At 66.4% G+C, this 20,142-nt stretch carries 17 protein-coding genes; 15 read left to right on the top strand and 2 right to left on the bottom strand.

The genetic code is table 11. The annotated features are described in order from the left end of the window. Positions 1-155: 155 nt before the first annotated feature. Positions 156-1,259: a methyl-accepting chemotaxis protein gene (locus VSR71_RS33570; RefSeq protein WP_342917783.1), complete on the top strand. Its 1,104-nt coding sequence runs from the start codon at positions 156-158 to the stop codon at positions 1,257-1,259. Between the two features lie 139 nt (positions 1,260-1,398). Here the strand turns inward: VSR71_RS33570 and VSR71_RS33565 are convergent, their stop codons facing one another. Beyond that, positions 1,399-2,742 (bottom strand): aspartate aminotransferase family protein, encoded by a 1,344-nt coding sequence (locus tag VSR71_RS33565; protein WP_342917782.1) that lies wholly within the window; start codon positions 2,740-2,742, stop codon positions 1,399-1,401. Between the two features lie 241 nt (positions 2,743-2,983). After that, positions 2,984-4,078, bottom strand: coding sequence for a PAS domain-containing protein (locus VSR71_RS33560; RefSeq protein ID WP_342917781.1), 1,095 nt, complete (start codon positions 4,076-4,078; stop codon positions 2,984-2,986). Positions 4,079-4,322: 244 nt separating this feature from the next. Between VSR71_RS33560 and VSR71_RS33555 the strand changes: the two genes are divergently transcribed. The 14 genes from VSR71_RS33555 to gltS all read left to right on the top strand — a co-directional run bounded on the left by VSR71_RS33555 (position 4,323) and on the right by gltS (position 20,141). Further along, positions 4,323-5,441, top strand: a complete 1,119-nt coding sequence (locus VSR71_RS33555; protein ID WP_342917780.1) for a ring-hydroxylating oxygenase subunit alpha — start codon at positions 4,323-4,325, stop codon at positions 5,439-5,441. A gap of 28 nt (positions 5,442-5,469) precedes the next feature. Further along, positions 5,470-6,936, top strand: coding sequence for an aldehyde dehydrogenase family protein (locus VSR71_RS33550; RefSeq protein WP_342917779.1), 1,467 nt, complete (start codon positions 5,470-5,472; stop codon positions 6,934-6,936). A gap of 86 nt (positions 6,937-7,022) precedes the next feature. Next, the gene (betA, locus tag VSR71_RS33545; RefSeq protein ID WP_342917778.1) at positions 7,023-8,753 is read left to right on the top strand and encodes a choline dehydrogenase; all 1,731 of its coding nucleotides are present in this window, start codon (positions 7,023-7,025) and stop codon (positions 8,751-8,753) included. Positions 8,754-8,929: 176 nt separating this feature from the next. Continuing rightward, complete coding sequence (locus tag VSR71_RS33540; protein WP_342917777.1) at positions 8,930-9,853, top strand: TorF family putative porin; 924 nt, start codon at positions 8,930-8,932, stop codon at positions 9,851-9,853. 48 nt (positions 9,854-9,901) lie between these two features. Then, positions 9,902-10,204 carry a CBU_0592 family membrane protein gene (locus VSR71_RS33535; RefSeq protein WP_342917776.1) on the top strand — a complete coding sequence of 101 codons (303 nt, stop codon included), beginning with the start codon at positions 9,902-9,904 and terminating at the stop codon, positions 10,202-10,204. 338 nt (positions 10,205-10,542) lie between these two features. Further along, on the top strand, positions 10,543-12,198 hold the full coding sequence (locus tag VSR71_RS33530; RefSeq protein WP_428979486.1) for an APC family permease: 1,656 nt from the start codon (positions 10,543-10,545) through the stop codon (positions 12,196-12,198). A 72-nt stretch (positions 12,199-12,270) separates the two neighbouring features. Beyond that, positions 12,271-13,224 (top strand): PDR/VanB family oxidoreductase, encoded by a 954-nt coding sequence (locus tag VSR71_RS33525; RefSeq protein ID WP_342917775.1) that lies wholly within the window; start codon positions 12,271-12,273, stop codon positions 13,222-13,224. Between the two features lie 107 nt (positions 13,225-13,331). After that, positions 13,332-13,796 carry an SRPBCC family protein gene (locus tag VSR71_RS33520; protein ID WP_342917774.1) on the top strand — a complete coding sequence of 155 codons (465 nt, stop codon included), beginning with the start codon at positions 13,332-13,334 and terminating at the stop codon, positions 13,794-13,796. Continuing rightward, on the top strand, positions 13,765-14,124 hold the full coding sequence (locus VSR71_RS33515) for a metalloregulator ArsR/SmtB family transcription factor (RefSeq protein WP_342917773.1): 360 nt from the start codon (positions 13,765-13,767) through the stop codon (positions 14,122-14,124). The genes VSR71_RS33520 and VSR71_RS33515 overlap by 32 nt, the downstream gene beginning before the upstream one ends. Positions 14,125-14,267: 143 nt before the next feature. Further along, the gene (locus VSR71_RS33510; RefSeq protein WP_342917772.1) at positions 14,268-15,485 is read left to right on the top strand and encodes an efflux RND transporter periplasmic adaptor subunit; all 1,218 of its coding nucleotides are present in this window, start codon (positions 14,268-14,270) and stop codon (positions 15,483-15,485) included. A gap of 24 nt (positions 15,486-15,509) precedes the next feature. Then, on the top strand, positions 15,510-16,202 hold the full coding sequence (locus VSR71_RS33505) for an ABC transporter ATP-binding protein (RefSeq protein ID WP_342917771.1): 693 nt from the start codon (positions 15,510-15,512) through the stop codon (positions 16,200-16,202). A gap of 6 nt (positions 16,203-16,208) precedes the next feature. Next, positions 16,209-17,363 carry an ABC transporter permease gene (locus VSR71_RS33500; protein ID WP_342917770.1) on the top strand — a complete coding sequence of 385 codons (1,155 nt, stop codon included), beginning with the start codon at positions 16,209-16,211 and terminating at the stop codon, positions 17,361-17,363. Positions 17,364-17,377: 14 nt separating this feature from the next. Next, positions 17,378-18,544, top strand: coding sequence for an ABC transporter permease (locus VSR71_RS33495; RefSeq protein WP_342917769.1), 1,167 nt, complete (start codon positions 17,378-17,380; stop codon positions 18,542-18,544). Positions 18,545-18,950: 406 nt separating this feature from the next. Next, positions 18,951-20,141 (top strand): sodium/glutamate symporter, encoded by a 1,191-nt coding sequence (gltS, locus tag VSR71_RS33490; protein ID WP_342917768.1) that lies wholly within the window; start codon positions 18,951-18,953, stop codon positions 20,139-20,141. The last annotated feature ends 1 nt before the right edge of the window (position 20,142 follow it).

The following is a 20,142-nucleotide window of genomic DNA, read 5'->3' as shown; positions in this document are numbered from 1 at the left end:
GACCCGTGCCTTTGGCTCCCGTCTGAAAAATCCCCTAAAGCCCCGCCTTCCCCAGTCGATAACAGTAGGTTGAGGCGTCAAGCGTGCGTGCCGGCAAACCGGGACCGGCGTGGCGCCGTAACAGCCGACTAGGAAAGCTGGGGAACGGAGGAGACATGCAGAACCTGGGGATACGGATGAAGCTTGGCGCGGCGTTCGGCGCCATGTGGGCACTGGCGGCGGTCGGCATCGCGATCGCACTGCCGCGCATGCAGGGCGCCGCCGACGGCAACGCGCGCAACCTGCTGGTGGCGCTTGGCCTGGCTGGATTGGGTGTGGCGATTGCGGCCACCTGGGCGCTGGCGCGCAGCATCGAGGCGCCGCTGGCAGAAGCCGTCTACATCGCCGAAACGGTGGCCGCCGGCGACCTGAGCCAGGACTTCGAGACCGAGCGCGGCGGCGAATTCGGCCGGCTGCTGGGCGGACTGGGCGAGATGGAGGACATGCTCACCGACCTGGTGACGCGCATCAAGGCCGCCACCGATTCCATCGGCGCGGCCTCGCACCAGATCGCCGCCGGCAATACCGACCTGTCGCAGCGCACCGAGGAACAGGCCGCCTCGCTGCAGCAGACCGCGGCCAGCATGGGCGAGCTGACGGCGATGGTGCGCCAGAACACCGAACGCGCACGTGCGGCCAACGGCCTCGCGGAAGCCGCATCCGGCATCGCCGAGCGCGGCGGCGAGGTGGTCGGCAACGTAGTTCAGACCATGTCGGCGATCAGCGCCAGTTCGCGCAAGGTCACCGACATCATCGAAGTGATCGAAGGCATTGCCTTCCAGACCAACATCCTCGCGCTGAACGCCGCAGTGGAAGCCGCGCGCGCCGGCGAGCAGGGTCGCGGCTTTGCCGTGGTGGCAGGCGAGGTGCGCACGCTGGCGCAGCGCAGCGCCGCGGCGGCCAAGGAAATCAAGCAGCTGATCGATGCCTCGGTGCAGCAGGTCGGCAGCGGTTCGGCGCTGGTGGGCCAGGCCGGCGAGACCATGCATGAAATCGTGCAGTCGGTCGGCCGCGTCACGGCGCTGCTGGGCGAGATCACCGTGGCGTCGGAGCAGCAGAGCGCGGGGATCGCGCAGGTGAATGAAGCGGTGGCGCAGATGGACAGCGTGACGCAGCAGAACGCCGCGCTGGTGGAGCAGGCGGCCAGTGCTTCGAGTGCGCTGGCGGGGCAGGCTACCGAGCTGCAACAGGTGGTGGGGGAGTTCAAGCTGGAGGCTTGAGCGGGGATTGAGCCGAGTATTCCGGGCCGACAGCACTGCGAATGTTGCCGCCCCTCTCCCGCAAGCGGGAGAGGGGAGCAAGCCGACGGAATGGGATCTGTCCTCGGCTTTCCCAAGCGGCCTTCGCCGCGTCACTGCCTTACACCGCCGCAGCCACCCCAACCGGCAGCACCGACTGCACCGCCTCAGCAAAGCGCTCCACGATGTTGTCGATATCCTGCCCGGTGCAGATGAACGGCGGCGCAAACAACACGTGGTCGCCGCGCACACCGTCCACCGTGCCACCCATCGGATAGACCAGCAACCCGTTCTGCATCGCCGCCGACTTCAGCCGCGCATGCGTCTTCAGCGCGGGATCGAGCGTCGCCTTGCTGTCGCGGTCCGCGACAAACTCCACGCCGACAAACAGCCCGCGCCCGCGCACGTCGCCCAGGTTGGGATGCTCGCCCAGCGCCTCGCGCAGCCGCGCACGCAGTTGTTCGCCGCGGGCCAGCACATTGGCCAGCAGCCGGTCTTCGGCAATCGTGCGCTGCACCGCCAGCGCCGCCGCGCATGCCGTGGCATGGCCGATGTAGGTATGGCCGTGCTGGAAGAAGCCGCTGCCGCCGACGATGGCGTCATAGATGCGGCGCGTCGACAGCATCGCTCCGATCGGCTGGTAGCCGGCTCCAAGGCCCTTGGCAATGGTGACAATGTCCGGCACCACGCCATCCTCTGCGCACGCAAACAGGTAGCCGGTGCGGCCCATGCCGGACATCACCTCGTCCAGGATCAGCAGCACGCCGTACTTGTCGCACACGGCGCGGATGCGTCTCAGGTAATCGCCCACCGGCGGCACCGCGCCGGCCGTGGCCCCAACCACCGTCTCGGCGACGAAAGCGGCGACGGTGTCCGGCCCCAGTTCCAGGATCTTCGCTTCGAGTTCGTCGGCGAGCCGCTGTGCGTACTGCGCATCGGTCTCGCCCGCCTGCTGGTCGCGATAGGCGTAGCACGGCGAGACGTGGTGCGCCGGCACCAGCAGCGGCAGGAACGGTTCGCGCCGCCACGCATTGCCGCCGATCGCCAGCGCGCCGAGCGTGTTGCCGTGGTAACTCTGGCGGCGCGCGATGAAATGGCGGCGGCCCGGCTGGCCCACCTCGACGAAGTACTGGCGCGCCAGCTTCAGCGCCGATTCCACGGCCTCGGAGCCGCCCGACACGAAATACACATGGTCGAGATCTCCGGGCGCGGCTTGCGCCAGCGTTTGGGCCAGCGTTTCCGACACCTCGGTAGTGAAGAACGAGGTATGGGCGTAGGCGATGGTGTCGAGCTGCGACTTGATCGCCTCGATCACGCGCGGGTGCGCGTGCCCCAGGCACGACACGGCGGCGCCGCCGGAGGCATCGAGGTAGCGCTTGCCTGCGCTGTCGATCAGTTCGATCCCCTGCCCGGCAACGGCGACGGGCAGTGTCTGGCGCGGATTGCGATGGAATACGTGGGTCATGATGGTGTTGAAGTGGCAAGAGCTGGACGGTGCGGCCGCGCGGCATTGGCGATACGCGCCGTGGTGCCGTACGGAACAGTATAGGGACTTGACGCCAATATATGCAACATTTGTTGCATATGCAGATATTCCAAGCTGTAGCCGCACTTTTACCGCACGCCCCGAGGGAAACGTCCCAAAGCCCCCCAATACGAAACAACTGTTTCACGGAAAAGCGCGTTATTGCGCCTCCCGGACACCCTCACCCCCTTCTCATTGCCGCTTTCCGCTTGGTGCCCTCTCCTTCGGCAAGCGCCTCCACCAACGCGGCCTCCACGCGCCTTTGCTCGGTCACGTCCTGCGACGCGCCCACCATGGTCAGCGCATTGCCGTGCTCGTCCAGCGTGACCTCGCCTTCCTCGTGGATGTCGCGGAGGCTGCCATCTGGCAGCGTGATGCGGTAGTCGACGCGGTACGGCGCCTTGTCGACAGTGGCCGCGCGGATGGCGGCCTGCACGCGCGGGCGGTCTTCCTCCACGATCGATGCCAGGTAGCGGTCCATGGTCACCTTGAACGCCTGCGGCGCCCAGCCGAAGATGCGGTAGGCCTCGTCGGTCCAGGCGCAGTCATCGGTCTGGATGTTCCAGGTCCAGCCGCCCAGGTGCGCAATCTCCTGCGCCTTGGCCAGCAGCGCCTCGTTCTGGCGCAGCGCGGCCTCGGCGCGGCGGCGCTCGGTGATGTCCAGGCTCACGCCGATCATCTTCACCGGGCGCTGGTCGAAGTCGCGCACCAGCGTGGCGCGCGACGAGATCCAGCGGGTCGTATCCTCGTGCACCACGCGGAATTCCCACTCGTGCATCTCCTGCGCGCCGAGCGTGCGCGCCAGCACTTCTTTCAGGCGCGCCACGTCGCCCGGATGCACGCAGGCCCAGAAGTCGTCCATGTTGCGGATATGGCGGCCGAACAGCGTGACGTCGTTGGACGAATAAGTCAGGCCATCGGTCAGCACGTTCCATTCCCAGGTAACGATGCCCGAGACTTCCTGCGCGAATTTCATCCGCGCCTCGCTTTCCATGATCTCGGCGAGGTGCTTCTGGCGCAGTTCCTTGATGTGCGGATCGGACGCGCTGCTCGCCTCCAGGTCGGCGATGGCCTGCTCGCCGTAGCGCAGCCACAGCCAGTTCACGCCCAGGAAGCGCGCCAGCGCCAGCAGGCGCTCATATTCGATCTCGCCGCCGCGGGTCCACTTGTGTACCGCCGATGGCGAGACCGACAGGGCCTCGGCCACTTGCTTGAGCATGATCCTTTTGCCCTCCAGCACGCCTTTCAGGCGGGTGGCAAAAGTGTCTTCGGTCATGGCATCCCCTCTACTTTTTTTCAACCGATGGTGAATTGAGTAACTCGAACCTTACACCATCGAAGTAAATCGCGCGAATCAATAGCCCAGATCAATTGCGGAGATGAACTCGATCGATTTTCCGATATTGCGGCATCCCCGCTCTGGTCACTAGACTTCGTTTCACATCACTGTTGGTAATTTAATTTACTAATAGTGAATCTACAAGTCGCCGCACAGACCGAGACAACCGAGGAGACACCCCATGCAAGAAACCACCGCCCCCGTCTGCAGCACCGCCCCGCTGGCCTACACGCTGCCGGCCCACTACTACACCTCGCCGGAGATCTTCGAGCACGAGAAGAAGACGGTCTTCGCCCGCAGCTGGGTGTGCGTGATGCACAGGAGCCAGGTCGCCGAGAACAACCAGTACGCCACGGCCAAGGTGGCGGGGGAGAACGTGTTCGTGGTGCGCGGTCGCGACGGCGTGCTGCGCGCGTTCTACAACGTGTGCCCGCACCGCGCGCACGAGCTGTTCGCCGACGGCGCCGGCAAGGCGAAGAACGTGATCACCTGCCCCTACCACGCCTGGTCCTTCGGGCTGGACGGCAAGCTGATCCATGTGCGCAACGCCGAGAACGTGCCGGGCTTCTGCAAGGACAACGCGGGCCTGACGCCGGTGCGTGTGGAAGAGTTCTGCGGCCTGGTTTTCGTCAACCTCGACATGGATGCGAAGCCGCTGGCCGAACTGGCCGCCGGCCTGAACGACGAGATCCGTGCGCGCTGCCCGGACGTGGACAAGCTGGTGCCGGCGCACAAGCTTACCTACGAGATGAAGGCCAACTGGAAGGTGGTGGTCGACAACTACCTGGAATGCCTGCACTGCCAGACCGCGCACCCCGCGCTGGTCGAGTCGATCAGGATGGAGACCTACAAGCACGAAGTGCGCGGCCTCTACACCAGCCAGGTCGGCCAGACCCGCTCGGGCAGCGACGCCTTCACCTATGACAGCGACGCCCCCAACACCGACTTCGCCGCGTACTGGCTGTGGCCCAACGTCACACTGAACGTGCTGCCGGGCGACGGCAACTACGGCGTGTTCTACATGTTCCCGGTGGATGCCGACACCACCATCCAGCACTTCGAGTTCTACTTCCGCGACAGCACGCCCACGGCCGAGCAGGAACAGCTGATCGAGTACTACAAGAACGTGCTCAAGCCGGAAGACCTCAGCATCGTCGAATCGGTGCAGCGCGGCCTGAAGTCGCGCGGCTACCGCAACGGGCAGGGCCCGCTGCTGGTCACCGACGACAAGACCTCCGCCATCGGCGAACACGGCGTGCAGCACTTCCAGCAGATGGTGCTCGACGCCCTGGCCGCCTGAACCCGCAAGAACAACCGGAACCGCAGCAATGATCCAGACCCAGCTCTATATCGACGGCCAGTGGCAGTCGCCCATCGACAACGGCACGCGCGCCATCCTGAGCCCGGCCGACGAATCCGTAATCGCCCAGGCCGCCGAAGCCACCCGCGCCGACGCGCGCCTGGCGATCGCGGCTGCGCGCAAGGCCTTCGACGGCCCGTGGCGCCAGACGACGATCCGTGACCGCGCCAGGCTGCTGAACAAGATCGCCGACCTGGTCGACCGCGATGCCGAAAAGCTCGCCCGCCTGGAGTCGCTCAACACCGGCAAGACGCTGACCGAGAGCCGCACCGACATGGGCGATATCGCCGCCACCTTCCGCTACTTTGCGGGGCTGGTGGCGTCGGAATCGGGCGCCGTCAACGAAGCGCCGCACCACGTGATCAGCCGCACGCTGCGCGAGCCGGTGGGTGTGTGCGGCCTGATCACGCCGTGGAACTACCCGCTGCTGCAGGCCGCGTGGAAGATCGCGCCGGCGTTGGGCGCGGGCAACACGGTGGTGATCAAGCCCAGCAACCTGACGCCGCTGACCACGCACCACTTCACGCAGCTGGTGGCCGAACTGGACCTGCCGCCGGGCGTGTTCAACCTGGTGACCGGCGGCGCCGAAGTCGGCGCCGAACTGGCCGAAAGCCTTGACGTGGACCTGGTGTCCTTCACCGGCGGCGCCTACGCTGGCGAGAGCATCATGAAGGCGGCCACCGGCAACTTCAAGCGCATCGGCCTGGAGCTCGGTGGCAAGAATCCGAACATCGTCTTTGCCGATGCCGACCTGGATGCAGCGGTCGACTACGCGCTCAACGCCGCGTTCTTCCACGCCGGCCAGGTCTGCTCCGCCGGCTCGCGCCTGATGGTAGAAGACAGCATCTATGATGCATTTATCGGCCGGCTGGCCGAGCGCCTGCCGCGCATCGTAATCGGCAACGGCTTCCATGGCGAAACGCAGATGGGCCCGGTGCAGTCGGCGCAACAGCACGAGAAGATCCTCGGCATGGTGCAGGCCGGCATTGCCGAAGGCGCGCGCCTGGTCCACGGCGGCAAGCGACCGGCCGGCGACGTCTACAAGCAGGGCTACTGGCTGGAACCGACGCTGCTGACCGACGTGACGGCAGAGATGAAGATTGCGAAGGAGGAGATTTTCGGGCCGGTGATCACCGCCGAGCGCTTCCGCTCCGAGGAAGAGGCGCTGCGTGCCGCCAACGACACGCCGTACGGCCTGGCCGCCGCGGTCTGGACCCGCGACCTGGACAAGGCCAACCGCATGTCGCGCGCGCTGCGCTTCGGCACGGTGTGGGTCAACGACTACCACCCGTACTTCCCGGAAGCGCCGTGGGGCGGCTACAAGGCGAGCGGCATCGGCCGCGAACTGGCCCGCATCGGCCTGGACGAGTACACCGAACTCAAGCACAGCTATATCAACCTCGCCCCCAAGGCGATGGGCTGGTTTGGCGCCTGAGCACAGCTGACTTCGCAATCGCGTGCGCGGCGGCACCGGCCCCGGGGCCGCCACGCACGGCGTCACGCAAACAAGGAGATTGCACCATGCAGGCAATCCAAGAGTACGACTACATCATCGTCGGCGCCGGCTCGGCCGGCTGCGTGCTGGCCGCGCGGCTGACCGAGGACGCCGGTGTCTCGGTGCTGCTGCTGGAGGCAGGCGGTCCCGACTGGCGCCTGGACTGGCGCACGCAGATGCCGGCCGCGCTGGCCTACCCATTGCAGGGCACCACCTACAACTGGGCCTACGTCACCGAGCCCGAGCCGCACATGAACAACCGCCGCATGACGCAGGGCCGCGGCAAGGGGCTGGGCGGCTCGTCGCTGATCAACGGCATGGTTTATATCCGCGGCAATGCGATGGACTATGACGGCTGGGCGGAGAACCGGTCGCTGGAGAACTGGAGCTACGCCGACTGCCTGCCCTACTTCCGCAAGGCCGAGACCTACGACAAGGGCGCCAACGATTACCACGGCGGCAATGGCCCGCTGCATGTGACCACACCGAAGGCCGATATCAGCCCGCTGTTCGATGCCTTTATCAAGGCCGGCGAGCAGGCCGGCCATGGCCGCACCGACGACCTGAACGGCTACAGGCAGGAAGGCTTCGGCCCGATGGACCGCACCACCACGGCGGGTGGGCGCCGCTGCAGCACGTCGCTGGCCTATCTCGACCAGGCCCGGGAGCGTGCCAACCTGACCGTGCATACGCGTGCGCTGGCCGACCGCATCCTGTTCGCCGGGCAGCGCGCCATCGGCGTGTCGTACCTGCAAGGCGACCACGTGCGCGAAGCCCGCGCGCGCCGCGAGGTGATCGTCAGCAACGGCGCGATCGCATCGCCCCAGCTGCTGCTGCGCTCGGGCGTGGGCAATGCCGACGAACTGCGCGCCTTCGGCATCGATGCCGTAGCCGACCTGAAAGGCGTGGGCGAGAACCTGCAGGACCACCTGGAAATGTACCTGCAGTACGAATGCACCAAGCCCGTCTCGCTGTATCCTGCGCTGAAGTGGTGGAATAAACCGGCCATCGGCATCGAGTGGTACCTGCGCGGCACCGGCATCGCCGCATCCAATCATTTCGAGGCCGGCGGCTTTATCCGCAGCAGCGACGAGTTTGCCTGGCCCAACCTGCAGTACCACTTCATCCCGCTGGCGATGAACTACGACGGCAGCAATCCCGTCCAGTCGCACGGCTTCCAGTGCCATGTGGGCTCGATGCGCTCGCCAAGCACCGGCTTCGTCAAGCTGGCCAGCCGCGACCCGCGCGTGAAGCCGCGCCTGCTGTTCAACTACATGGCGCACGACGTCGACTGGCGCGAGTTCCGCGCGGCGGTACGCCTGACGCGCGAGATCATCGGCCAGCAGGCAATGGACCAGTTCCGCGGCCGCGAGATCAAGCCCGGCATGATGATCCAGAGCGATGCCGAGATCGATGCCTTCGTGCGCGAGCATGCCGAGACCGCGCTGCACCCGTCCTGCACCTGCAAGATGGGCGACGCCTCTGACCCGATGGCGGTGGTCGACAACCAGGGCCGCGTACATGGCTTGTCTGGCCTGCGCGTGGTCGATGCCTCGATCATGCCCAGGATCGTCACCGGGAACCTGAACGCGCCCACGATCATGATGGCCGAGAAGCTGGCCGACGTGATCCGCGGCCGCGCCCCGCTGCAACGTTCGACGGCGCCTTACTACAAGGCGGCGCCGGCGCGCATGCAGGTGAGCGCGGAGCGGGCGCAGCCGCCCACCGCGCGCATCCCCATGCCGATGCCTGCCTGACCCGAGCGGCGCGGCGCGCGGGCCTTCGGCCCGAACCCTGACTGGCGGCACATGTGCTGCCGGGACCGAGGTCCCGGCGGGCAGCGTGCGCCCTGTCGGACGCGCCGCGTCCCAACACCACCAAAGCCGGCGACCCATAAACAAACCCAGACCGGCTGCAAGGAGGAGACACAACCATGCTGCGCAAATGCTTTGCTGCAAGACGGGCCCCATACAGCGTCCTGTACGGCGCCCTGTACGGCGCCCTGTATGGCGCCCTGCCCCTGTTGCTGTGCCAGGCGCTGCCCGCGCTGGCGCAGGCCGGCGGCGACACCACGCTGGCAGTCGCGCCGGTGCCGCAAGTCACCGCTACCGTGCCGCCGGCCGAAGCCACCGCGGCAGCGTCACCCTGGAGCGCCAACATGACGCTGACCTCGCAGTACGTCTCGCGCGGTTTCCGCCAGACCTGGGGCAAGCCCGCGGTGCAGGGCGGCATCGACTACGCCCACCCCAGCGGTTTCTCTGCGGGCACCTGGATGTCGAGCATCAGCGACAAGTTCATCGAGGGCGGCACGGTCGAATGGGACCTGTATGCGGGCTATACCGGCACCATCGGCGACTTCGTCTACGCCGGACAGGTCTACTACTACCTCTACCCGGGCGCGAAGCTGCAGTACGCGCAGACCAAGTACAACTACGGCGAAGCGGTCGCGTCGCTGACGTGGAAGTGGTTCAACGTCAAGTACTGGCTGACGTATACGCCCGACTACTTCGGCTATAACAGCGCCTCGCTGATGACCGGCAACAACCTGCACAGCCGCGGTTCCGGCTACCTCGACGTGAACGGCACCTTCGACCTGGGACACGGCGTCACGCTGCTGCTGCACTACGGCCAGGAGCGCGTGCGCAACTTTGCCGCCTACAGCTTCCGCGACGTGCGCGTGGCGCTGTCCAAGGCCTTTGAAAGCGGCTGGACGCTGACCGGCGCCTACACCCGCGGCTGGGGACGCACCGACGTCTACGACAACTACACCACCGGCGCGCTGGATTCCTCCGGCAACCCGGCGGTGTCCAACCCGCTGAAAAGCACGTTCCTGGTCTCGCTGACCAAGACGTTCTGACGGCATTCATCAACCGCTGTACCACTGCCTTACGAAGCACACACCACCATGGCCTCCCTGGGTCTTACCGACGCGACCGGTCTTGTCGGCGTTGCCGCCTACGTTGCCGCGCATTTTGCCGTGCAGGTCCTGCACAAATCCCCGACCGGCCGGCTGGCCGTCGTCCTCAACGTGATCGGGCCGAGCTGCATCCTGATCTCGCTGATGGGCGCGTTCAACCTGGCCTCGTTTCTGACCCAGTGCTTCTGGCTGGGGCTGACGCTGTTGGGATGGTGGCGCAACCGACGGGCCGGGCGACCGGTGGTGGAAACGCTGGGAGGCCCGCGTCCGGGGCAGCCCGTGCAGCAGTAAACGAGGCACGCCCCTGCCGATTGCAACGCGATACAAATCTTCCGTTGCCGTGGCGCAGGGACGTTTCTATACTCACTCGAAACACCATTAGTAACATAATTTACCGATGGTGAATTTACAAAACCGGAGGCCACGATGACCTGCATTCGGGTCTCGTGGCAACCCCGGGATGACAACAGGAGACAAGGATGAGAAACGCCCCCAAAATTCCAGCCAGCCATTCCCGACCGTCGTAACCACCGGCAGGCAGTACCCCAAGTACCTACCCACCGCAGACGGCAGACCGTGACGGAGCTCGCGCTCCAGAAAACGGCAACCGGGAAGCAAGGAGACATTTCGTGTATTCACAAAAAGACGTGCTGTCGATCGGCGCGCAGGCGCCGCTCGCCCCTGCCCACCAGAAAAACGAACAGACCCAGCAAACCCAATCCCATGAACTGCAGCGCACACTGACCTGGAAGGATGCGTTCTGGGTCACCAGCGGCGTGCCCGCGGGCGTGCTCTTCACCATCGGCGGCGTGTCCGCCACCATCGGCAACCCGGCCTGGGTGATCTGGATCCTCGCGATCCTGGTTGGCTTTGCCCAGAGCTTCGTCTACGCCGAGATCTCGGGCCTGTACCCGCACAAATCGGGCGGCGCCTCGATCTACGGCGCGCTCGGCTGGGTGCGCTACAGCAAGTTCGTCGCGCCGGTTTCGGTGTGGTGCAACTGGGTGGCGTGGTCGCCGATGCTGGCGCTCGGCACCAGCCTGGCCGCCGGCTATATGCTGAGCGCGCTGTTTCCGGCCGATTCGGTCATCAACACCTGGCAGCTGACGCTGGTGGACCTCGGCTTCGTCAGCAAGGGCCTGACGCTGCGGGTGAATTCCACCTTCCTGCTGGCGACCGCGTTCCTGCTGATCACCTTCAAGCTGCAGCACAGCGGCGCCTCGGCCGCTGCCACTACGCAACGCATCCTGGGTATTGCCTCGCTGACGCCACTGGTGGTGATCGCGCTGGTGCCGCTGTTCACCGGCGACATGCCTTCAACCAGTTTCCTGCCGCTGCTGCCGCTGACGCACGACGCCACCGGCGCCGCAGTGCTGGGCGGCTGGAACGCGGCCGGCATCAGCACGGCGATGGGCGCGATGTTCCTGGCCTGCTGGTCGACCTTCGGCTTCGAGACCGCGGTCTGCTACACCCGCGAGTTCAAGGATCCGCAGAAGGACACCTTCAAGGCGATCTTCTGGTCCGGCGTGCTGTGTCTGTTCATGTTTATCGCGGTGCCGATCGCCTTCCAGGGCTCGCTCGGCCTGCAAGGCATGCTGGCGCCGGACATCGTCGACGGCTCCGGCGTGGGCGCGGCAATGGCGAAGTTCGTCGGCGGCGGCGCGGTGGTGTTCAACGTGATCGTGGTGATGCTGGTGCTGGCGATCCTGCTGATCGTGATGACCTCGATGATGGGTTCATCGCGCACGCTGTACCAGGCCTCGATCGACGGCTGGCTGCCGCGCTACCTCTCGCACGTGAACGAGCACGGGGCCCCGACCCGCGCAATGTGGACGGACCTGCTGTTCAACCTGTTCCTGCTGCTGATGTCGAACTACATGGCGGTGCTGTCGATCAGCAACGTCTGCTACATGATCTTCGTGTTCCTGAATCTGCAGGCTGGCTGGATCCACCGCATGGACCGGCCGGACTGGGCCCGCCCGTACAAGTGCAGGAACTGGCTGCTGGCACTGGGCGCGTTCTGCGGGTTCTTCGACCTGGCCTTCGTCGGCGCCGGCGCCAACTTCCAGGGCGAGAACACGCTGCGCAATGGCCTGATCGCCGCGCTGCTGATCGTGCCGGTCTTCATCTACCGCCACTACATCCAGGACAAGGGCCGCTTTCCCGAGTCGATGCGCCGCGACATGGAACTGCCGCATGCGCGTGCCGGCAAGCTGCCCTACCTGGCGCTGATCGCCGGCGCGCTGGTGCTGTGGATCGCCGCGCGGCTGACTGTGATCACCTGATCTGCCGTGACGGGCCGGCGCCTGCCGTCCGGCCCTCCATTCCCGACACTTTCTGTATTCCGAGGTATTGCCATGACTGACATGCTCCGCGTACGCGTCGGCCGCGTCGAGCCGCTGGCCGCCGGCATCAAGCGCTTCACCCTGCAACCCTGCGACGGCGGCGCGCTGCCCGCGTTTTCCAGCGGCAGCCACGTCGTGGTCCATATGGACAGCGGCCGGCTGCGCAACGCCTACTCGCTGACCAGCGCGCTGGACGACGCCGCTCACTACCAGATCGCGGTGCGGCTGGAAGAAGCCTCGCGTGGCGGCTCGCGCTACATGCATGAGCAGGTGCGCGAGGGCGATGAACTGCATATCGGCGCGCCGGGCAACCTGTTCGGCCTGGCCCCCGGCGCCGGCCGCCATCTGCTGATCGCCGGCGGCATCGGTATCACGCCGTTCATGACGCATATCCAGGCGCTGGCGGCGAGCAACGCGCATTTCGAGCTGCACTACTGCTTCCGCAACTCGCAGTCGGCCGCCTTTCTGGACGTGCTGCCCGCCACGCTGCGGCCGGACCAGTTGCACCTGCATGAGAGCGATACCGGCAACCTGCTGGACATCGCTGCGCTGCTCGGCAGACAAACGGCCGACACCCATGTCTATGTATGCGGCCCGGCCCCGCTGAACGATGCAGTGGTCAACGCCGCTCGCGCCGCCGGCTGGGATGCCGGCCGCATCCACTTCGAGCAGTTCCGCAACGAAGTGGACGCCACCGGCGGCGCCTTCGAGGCCGTACTGCAGAAGAGCGGGCTGACGCTACAGGTAGGCGCTGAGGAATCGCTGCTGCGCGCGATCGAGAAGGCCGGTGTCAAGGTGGACTGCATGTGCCGCGAGGGCATCTGCGGTTCGTGCGAGACCGCGATCCTTGCAGGTGAGGCGGATCACCGCGACCAGTACTTGTCTGATGCGGAGAAGACAGCGCAAAAGACGATGATGCTGTGTGTATCGCGGTGCAAGGGACAACGGCTGGTGCTCGATCTCTGAGCACCCTGCCCTCGATAACAAGCAACCATCAGGTTGCGTTTTCCGCCCCGGTCTCCTAACATGCAACCATGGCGTTGCATATCAACGCCTGAAACTGGAGACCGGACATGCCCACAGAAACCGACCGCATTGAACGCAGCATCCTGATTGAAGCCCCCGTCGCGCGTGTCTGGCACGCGCTGGCCGATACCGATACTTTCGGCAGCTGGTTCGGCGTCAAGTTCGATGGCGCCACCTTCACTCCCGGCCGGCGCGCGGTGGGCAGCATCACCTACCCCGGCTATGAATATCTGAAATTCGACGTGCAGGTGGAGCGCGTGGAGCCGGAAAAGCTGCTGTCCTGGCGCTGGCACCCCGCGCCCATGGAACGCGGGCGTGACTATTCCGACGAACCGAGCACGCTGGTGGAATTCACGCTGCGCGAAGTCGACGGCGGCACCATGCTGACCGTGGTCGAGTCGGGCTTCGACCAGATCCCGCCCGAACGCCGCATGGAAGCGTTCCGCATGAACAGCGGCGGCTGGGATCAACAGGTGAAGAATGTCCACAAGCACCTCACCGGCGCCTCCTGAGGCACTGAACCTGCAGCAGTCCGCGGCGGTCTTTGCCGCGCTGGGCGACGAGACCCGGCTGCGGCTGGTCGCGGCGCTGTGCGCGGGCGGCGCAATGTCGATCGCGCAGCTGACTGCCGGCAGCGCCATGACCCGGCAGGCGGTGACCAAGCACCTGCAGGTGCTGTCGCAGGCCGGGCTGGTGCGCGACTGCAAGGCCGGGCGCGAGCGGTTGTGGATGTTCGAGCCAGCGCAGGTCGAGGCCGCGCGGCGCTCGCTGGAGGCGATTGGAAGGCAGTGGGAGTTTGCGCTGGGCAAGCTGAAGCTGGCGGTGGAGGCAGAACATTAGCTGACTACGCGCCGCACGCTGCTGGTTTGGCAGGAGACACCGCAGCATGTAATCCCTCCCGCACCCCGCTATACTGGGAAGCCCCCCGCCCACCACCACACGCAGGCCGCGATCGCGCCAGACCTGCCGGAGGAAGCGCGCAATTGGCTGACCACGACCTGTCCAGGCTGAAAATCGACCGCAGCGCCACCGCCGCGCCCGGCGTCCATGTCCGCCCCCGGCGCAGATGGCTGCGCTATGCGGTCATCGCGCTGATCCTGCTGGCCGTGCTCGGCATCGCGGTCAGGCTCGCCGGCCCGAAGTCGGTGCAGACCACCACCGTCACGTCCGCCTATCCCACGCAGAATTTCACGCTGCTCAACGCCACCGGCTATGTCGTGCCGCAGCGCAAGGCGGCAGTCGCGTCCAAGGCGCAGGGCCGGCTCGAATGGCTGGGCGTGCTGGAAGGCTCGCGCGTGAAGAAGGACGAGGTCATCGCGCGGCTGGAAAGCAAGGACGTGTCCGCATCCTTCGCCCAGGCGCAGGCGCAGGTCAAGGTGGCGCAGGCCAACCTGGCCCTGCAGCAGGCGGAGCTGAAGGACGCGGAAGTCAACCTGCGCCGCTCGCAGATCCTGATCGGGCCGAACGCGATCTCGCGCAACCAGTACGATGCCGACGTCGCGCGCTACAACAAGGCCAGGGCCTCGGTCAGCAGTTCGCAGGCGTCGATCGCGTCGGCGCAGGCCAATGCGCGCGCGGCGGAGGTGGCGGTGGAGCAGACCGTGGTGCGCGCGCCGTTCGACGGCGTGGTGCTGGTCAAGCATGCCAACGTCGGCGACAACATCACGCCTTTCTCGGCCGCCGCCGACACCAAGGGCGCGATCGTGACCATTGCCGACATGGAGACGCTGGAGGTAGAAGCCGACGTCGCCGAATCCAATATCGCCAAAATACGCGCCGGCCAGCCTTGCGAATTGCTGCTCGACGCGTTGCCTGGCGTGCGCCTGGCCGGCCAGGTATCGCGCATCGTGCCGACGGTGGACCGCTCCAAGGCCACGGTGCTGGTCAAGGTGCGCTTTGTCGACCGCGACGCGCGAGTGCTGCCGGACATGAGCGCCAAGATCGCCTTCCTGTCGCGCGCCGCCACGGCGCGGGACCGCCAGCCGATGGTCGCCGTGCAGCCCGCCGCGGTGGTCACGCGCGATGGCCGGCAGGTGGTCTACGTGGTCCGGGAGGGCAAGGCGCACGAGACCCAGGTCAAGACCGGCGACAAGCTCGGCGAGCTGGTCGCGGTGCAGGGTGTCAAGCCCGGCGACGTACTGGTGCAGTCGCCCGGCGACAAGCTCGGCGACGGCGACCGCGTCACGCCGGCCAAGCCTTGAGGGTGACCACATGACGGTGCGCGCATGAACACCAACCCGCTGGTCCGCATCAGCCACGTCGCCAAGTCCTACCGGCGCGGCATGCAGACCGTGCCCGTGCTGACCGATATCTCGCTCGATATCGGCGAGGGCGACTTCGTCGCGCTGATGGGCCCGTCCGGCTCCGGCAAGAGCACGCTGCTGAACCTGATCGCTGGCATCGACCGGCCCGACAGCGGCACGCTGCAAGTGGCCGGCCTCGATATCACGCAGCTGCCCGAAGCCGCGCTGGCGGACTGGCGCGCGGCCAACGTCGGCTTTATCTTCCAGTTCTACAACCTGATGCCGGTGCTGACCGCGTTCGAGAACGTGGAGCTGCCGCTGATGCTGACCAGCCTGCCGCGCGCGGAACGGCGCGCGCGCGTGGAGCTGGTGCTGGACATGGTCAACCTGGCCGACCGCATGAGCCACTACCCGTCCGAGCTGTCGGGCGGGCAGCAGCAGCGCGTGGCGATCGCGCGGGCGCTGATCACCGACCCGACGCTGATCGTCGCCGACGAGCCCACCGGCGACCTCGACCGCACCTCTGCCGCGGAGATCCTGGCGATGATGCAGCGCCTGAACGCGGAAGTCGGCAAGACCATCATCATGGTCACACACGATGCCCATGCCGCGGCCGCGGCGGGCTCGCTGGTGCACCTGGAGAAGGGCGAGCTGAGCCGCGGCGAGTTGGCCTGACCAGTCATGTACGCGCTCAAGCTGATCACCCGCAACGCACTGCGGCACAAGCTGCGCACCGCGCTGACCGTGCTGGGCCTGGTGATCGCGGTGCTGGCGTTCGGGCTGCTGCGGACCGTGATCGACGCGTGGTACGCCGGCGCATCGGCCGCGTCCAGCGCGCGGCTGGTGACGCGCAATGCGATCTCGCTGGTGTTCCCGCTGCCGCTCAGTTATGAGAGCCGCATCCGCGGCGTCGACGGCGTGACCTCGGTGGCGCGGTCGAACTGGTTCGGCGGCGTCTATCGCGATCCCAAGAACTTCTTCGCGCAGTTCGCGGTGTCGGACAACTACCTCGATCTTTATCCGGAATTCGTCGTTCCCGAACAGCAGCGCGCCGACTACCAGCGCGACCGCAAAGGGGCGCTGGTGGGCCGCCAGCTGGCCGACCAGTTCGGCTTCAAGATCGGCGACGTGATCCCGATCAAGGGCACCATCTACCCCGGCACCTGGGAATTCGTGGTGCGCGGCATCATGGAAGGCCGCGACGAAAGCATCATCACGAAGCAGATGGTGTTCCACTGGGAATACCTGAACGAGACCATCCGCAAGAAGACGCCGCGCCAGGCCGACCAGGTCGGGGTCTATGTGCTGGGCGTGGACAATCCCGACAACACCGCGGCGATCTCGCGCAATGTCGATGCCGTGTTCCGCAACTCGCTGGCCGAGACGCTGACCGAGACCGAGCAGGCGTTCCAGCTCGGCTTCGTCGCCATGTCGAACCAGATCATCGCGGCGATCCGCGTGGTCTCCTACGTGGTGCTCCTGATCATCATGGCGGTGATGGCCAATGCGATGGCGATGAGCGCGCGCGAGCGCACCGTGGAATACGCCACGCTCAAGGCGCTGGGTTTCGGCCCGGGATTCCTCGCGCTGCTGGTGTTCGGCGAGTCGCTGGCGATCTGCGTGGCGGGCGGCGCGCTCGGCATGCTGGCCACGCCGCCGATGGCGGCGGCCTTCAAGCAGGCGGTAGGCGGCGTGTTCCCGGTGTTCACGGTATCGCCGGAAACGATGCGCGCGCAGGCCGCGTGCGCGCTGGCGGTCGGCATCGCCGCCGGCATCGTGCCGGCAGTACAGGCCGCGCGCGTGCGCATCGTCGAAGGCCTCCGGGCGATCGGCTGACACAGCGGGCAACCATGGCGATCCCGCTCACCTATATCGCGCGCAACCTGTGGGCCAGGCGGCTGACGACCGCGCTGACCGCGGGCGGGCTGGCGCTGGTGGTCTTTGTCTTCGCCACCATGCTGATGCTGGATGCCGGCCTGAAGAAGACGCTGGTCACCACCGGCGAGCGCGACAACGTGGTAGTGATCCGCAAGGGCGCCGAGACCGAGATCCAGAGCGCCGTCGAGCGCGGCCAGGCCGGCATCCTGGAAATGCACCCCGCGGTGGCCATGACCGGCGCCGGCCAGCCGATGGCCTCGCGCGAGGCGGTGGTGCTGATCTCGCTGACCAAGTCCAGCACCGGGCAGCCCTCCAACGTGGTGATCCGCGGCATCTCGCCGCTGGGCATGGACCTGCGTCCGCAAGTCAGGCTCGTAGCGGGACGCATGTTCCGCAGGGGCTCGGCTGAAATCATCGTCGGCAGCAGCATTGCCGGCGGCTTTGCCGGCGTGCAGATCGGTGAACACCTGCGCTTCGCCCAGCGCGAGTGGACCGTGGTGGGCCACTTCGACGCCGGCGGCAGCGGCTTCGACTCGGAGATCTGGGGCGATGTCGACCAGCTGATGCAGTCGTTCCGGCGCAATGCCTATTCGTCGATGGTGGTGCGGCTGGCCAACCCCACGCTGTTCGAGCGCTTCCGCGCCGATATCGACGTGGACCCGCGCCTGGCCGACGAGGCCAAGCGCGAGCAGGTCTTCTACAGCGACCAGTCCAAGGCCCTGTCGAGCTTTATCAATATCCTGGGCTTTACGCTGTCCACGATTTTTTCGATTGCGGCAATGATCGGCGCCATGATCACCATGTACGCATCGGTGGCCAACCGCGTGGCCGAGATCGGCACGCTGCGCGCGCTGGGATTCAAGCGTGCCAGCGTGCTGGTGGCTTTCCTGATCGAGGCGGCGTTGCTCGGACTGGTGGGTGGCGTGGCCGGGCTGGCCTTTGCGGCGCTGATGCAGTTCGCGTCGTTCTCGACGACCAATTTCCAGACGTTTGCCGATTTGTCGTTCCGCTTCATCCTGACGCCTGGCATTGCTTTGCAGACGCTCGGGTTCGCTATGGTGATGGGACTGGTGGGCGGCTTCCTGCCGGCGATGCGGGCGGCGAGGATGAATATCGTGGATGCGCTGCGGGCGCATTGAGTGGCCCACCTGCCCCTTGTTTTCTCCCCTCTCCCGCGCGCGACGGATTGTGAGACATACAAGGGGCCGGGGGTGAGGGCATGCGCCTCCACGAAAGTTATGCTCATCAAAACCATAGGCTCGCTTGATGTGGTGCCTGGCTGAACCACCCCTCACCCCAACCCTCTCCCCATGAGGGGAGTGGGAGAACACCTTGCTCAGGCCAGCCCGGACGGCTTGGGTGCACCCAACACCGTTGGCCTCGCCACAGGTTTCCGATCGCCCCCGATCCTTTCCTTGCCTTCTCCCCACTGTCCGTCTACAACCCGTAGTGATGCATGCTACTCGCCAGGCCTCGCTGGCGGCCAGTGCGCACCGGCACGGCCAGCGGCGCCCCACCGCAGGACTTACCGCCAGGACGCCCCCGATGAATCTCGACCTGCTGGCTTCATTGCTGACCGCCGTGGTGGTGCTGCTGATCGGCACCCTGGTCAACCGGAGCGTCGGCATCCTGTCGCGCTACAACATCCCCGATCCCGTCACCGGCGGGCTGCTGTTCGCCATCGTCGCGTCGGTGGCAGCGGCGGGGGCGAATTTCCGGGTGGTCATCGATCCCGGCATGAAGCCGGTGCTGCTGCTGATGTTCTTCGGCGGCGTCGGCCTTGGCGCCGACCTGCGCATGCTCAAGCGGGGCGGCAAGGCGCTGGTGATCTTCCTGATCATCCTGCTGCCCTATATCGTGGTGCAGAACGCCGTCGGCGTGGCCATGGCCAGGACGCTCGACCTGCACCCGATCTTCGGGCTGGTGAGCGGCTCCATCACGCTGGTGGGCGGCCATGGCACCGGGGCCGCCTATGCCGAGCGCTTCGCCGAGGTCAACAACCTGCAGGCCGTGATGGACCTGTCGATGACGGTGGCGACCATCGGCCTGGTCGTCGGCGGCATCATCGGCGGTCCCGTGGCGCAGTACCTGATCTCGCGCTACAAGCTGCGCTCTACCGCGCGCGAGGCCGGCGACACCGAGGAGGAAGCCGCCGCCGCTTCGCCGATCACCACGGTCGGCGCGCTTGCGGCGCTGGCCGGCATCCTGGCCGCGGTGATCGGCGGGCGCTGGATCGCGGCGCAGATGCCGGCGGGTCCGATCACCATCCCCGGCTTCCTGTGGTGCATGATGCTCGGCATCGCAATCCGCAACCTGCTGCCGTTCATCGGCATGCGCTTCGACGACCGCGCCACCGACCTGATCACCAACGTCTGCCTGTCGCTGTTCCTGGTGATGACCATGATGGCGCTGGACCTGGCCGAGGTGGCACTGTCGGCCGGCCCGTTCCTGCTGATCATCGCGATGCAGGTCGTGTTCATCATCCTGTACGTGGTGTTCGTCTGCTTCCGCTTCATGGGCCGCGACTACGAGGCGGCGGTCACCTCGGCCGCGTTCATCGGCTTCAACATGGGTTCCACGGCAACCGCCATGGCCAATATGCGCGCGATCACCGCGCGCTACGGGCCGGCGCCCACCAGCTACCTGATCACGCCGCTGGCCGGCGCGTTCTTTGTCGACCTGATGAACGCGTTCGTGCTGACCATGATGCTGGCCTTGCCGCTGATCGGAGGCTGAC

The sequence above is a fragment of the Cupriavidus oxalaticus genome (assembly GCF_038900635.1).
GTDB classification, from domain to species: Bacteria; Pseudomonadota; Gammaproteobacteria; order Burkholderiales; family Burkholderiaceae; genus Cupriavidus; species Cupriavidus oxalaticus_B.
This window is presented reverse-complemented; position numbering and strand designations above follow the sequence as displayed.

Coding starts and splice junctions, on each gene's coding strand:
- VSR71_RS33570 (WP_342917783.1), top strand. CDS start 156: ATGCAGAACCTGGGGATACGGATGAAGCTTGGCGCGGCGTTCGGCGCC.
- VSR71_RS33565 (WP_342917782.1), bottom strand. CDS start 2,742: ATGACCCACGTATTCCATCGCAATCCGCGCCAGACACTGCCCGTCGCC.
- VSR71_RS33560 (WP_342917781.1), bottom strand. CDS start 4,078: ATGACCGAAGACACTTTTGCCACCCGCCTGAAAGGCGTGCTGGAGGGC.
- VSR71_RS33555 (WP_342917780.1), top strand. CDS start 4,323: ATGCAAGAAACCACCGCCCCCGTCTGCAGCACCGCCCCGCTGGCCTAC.
- VSR71_RS33550 (WP_342917779.1), top strand. CDS start 5,470: ATGATCCAGACCCAGCTCTATATCGACGGCCAGTGGCAGTCGCCCATC.
- betA (WP_342917778.1), top strand. CDS start 7,023: ATGCAGGCAATCCAAGAGTACGACTACATCATCGTCGGCGCCGGCTCG.
- VSR71_RS33540 (WP_342917777.1), top strand. CDS start 8,930: ATGCTGCGCAAATGCTTTGCTGCAAGACGGGCCCCATACAGCGTCCTG.
- VSR71_RS33535 (WP_342917776.1), top strand. CDS start 9,902: ATGGCCTCCCTGGGTCTTACCGACGCGACCGGTCTTGTCGGCGTTGCC.
- VSR71_RS33525 (WP_342917775.1), top strand. CDS start 12,271: ATGACTGACATGCTCCGCGTACGCGTCGGCCGCGTCGAGCCGCTGGCC.
- VSR71_RS33520 (WP_342917774.1), top strand. CDS start 13,332: ATGCCCACAGAAACCGACCGCATTGAACGCAGCATCCTGATTGAAGCC.
- VSR71_RS33515 (WP_342917773.1), top strand. CDS start 13,765: ATGTCCACAAGCACCTCACCGGCGCCTCCTGAGGCACTGAACCTGCAG.
- VSR71_RS33505 (WP_342917771.1), top strand. CDS start 15,510: ATGAACACCAACCCGCTGGTCCGCATCAGCCACGTCGCCAAGTCCTAC.
- VSR71_RS33500 (WP_342917770.1), top strand. CDS start 16,209: ATGTACGCGCTCAAGCTGATCACCCGCAACGCACTGCGGCACAAGCTG.
- VSR71_RS33495 (WP_342917769.1), top strand. CDS start 17,378: ATGGCGATCCCGCTCACCTATATCGCGCGCAACCTGTGGGCCAGGCGG.
- gltS (WP_342917768.1), top strand. CDS start 18,951: ATGAATCTCGACCTGCTGGCTTCATTGCTGACCGCCGTGGTGGTGCTG.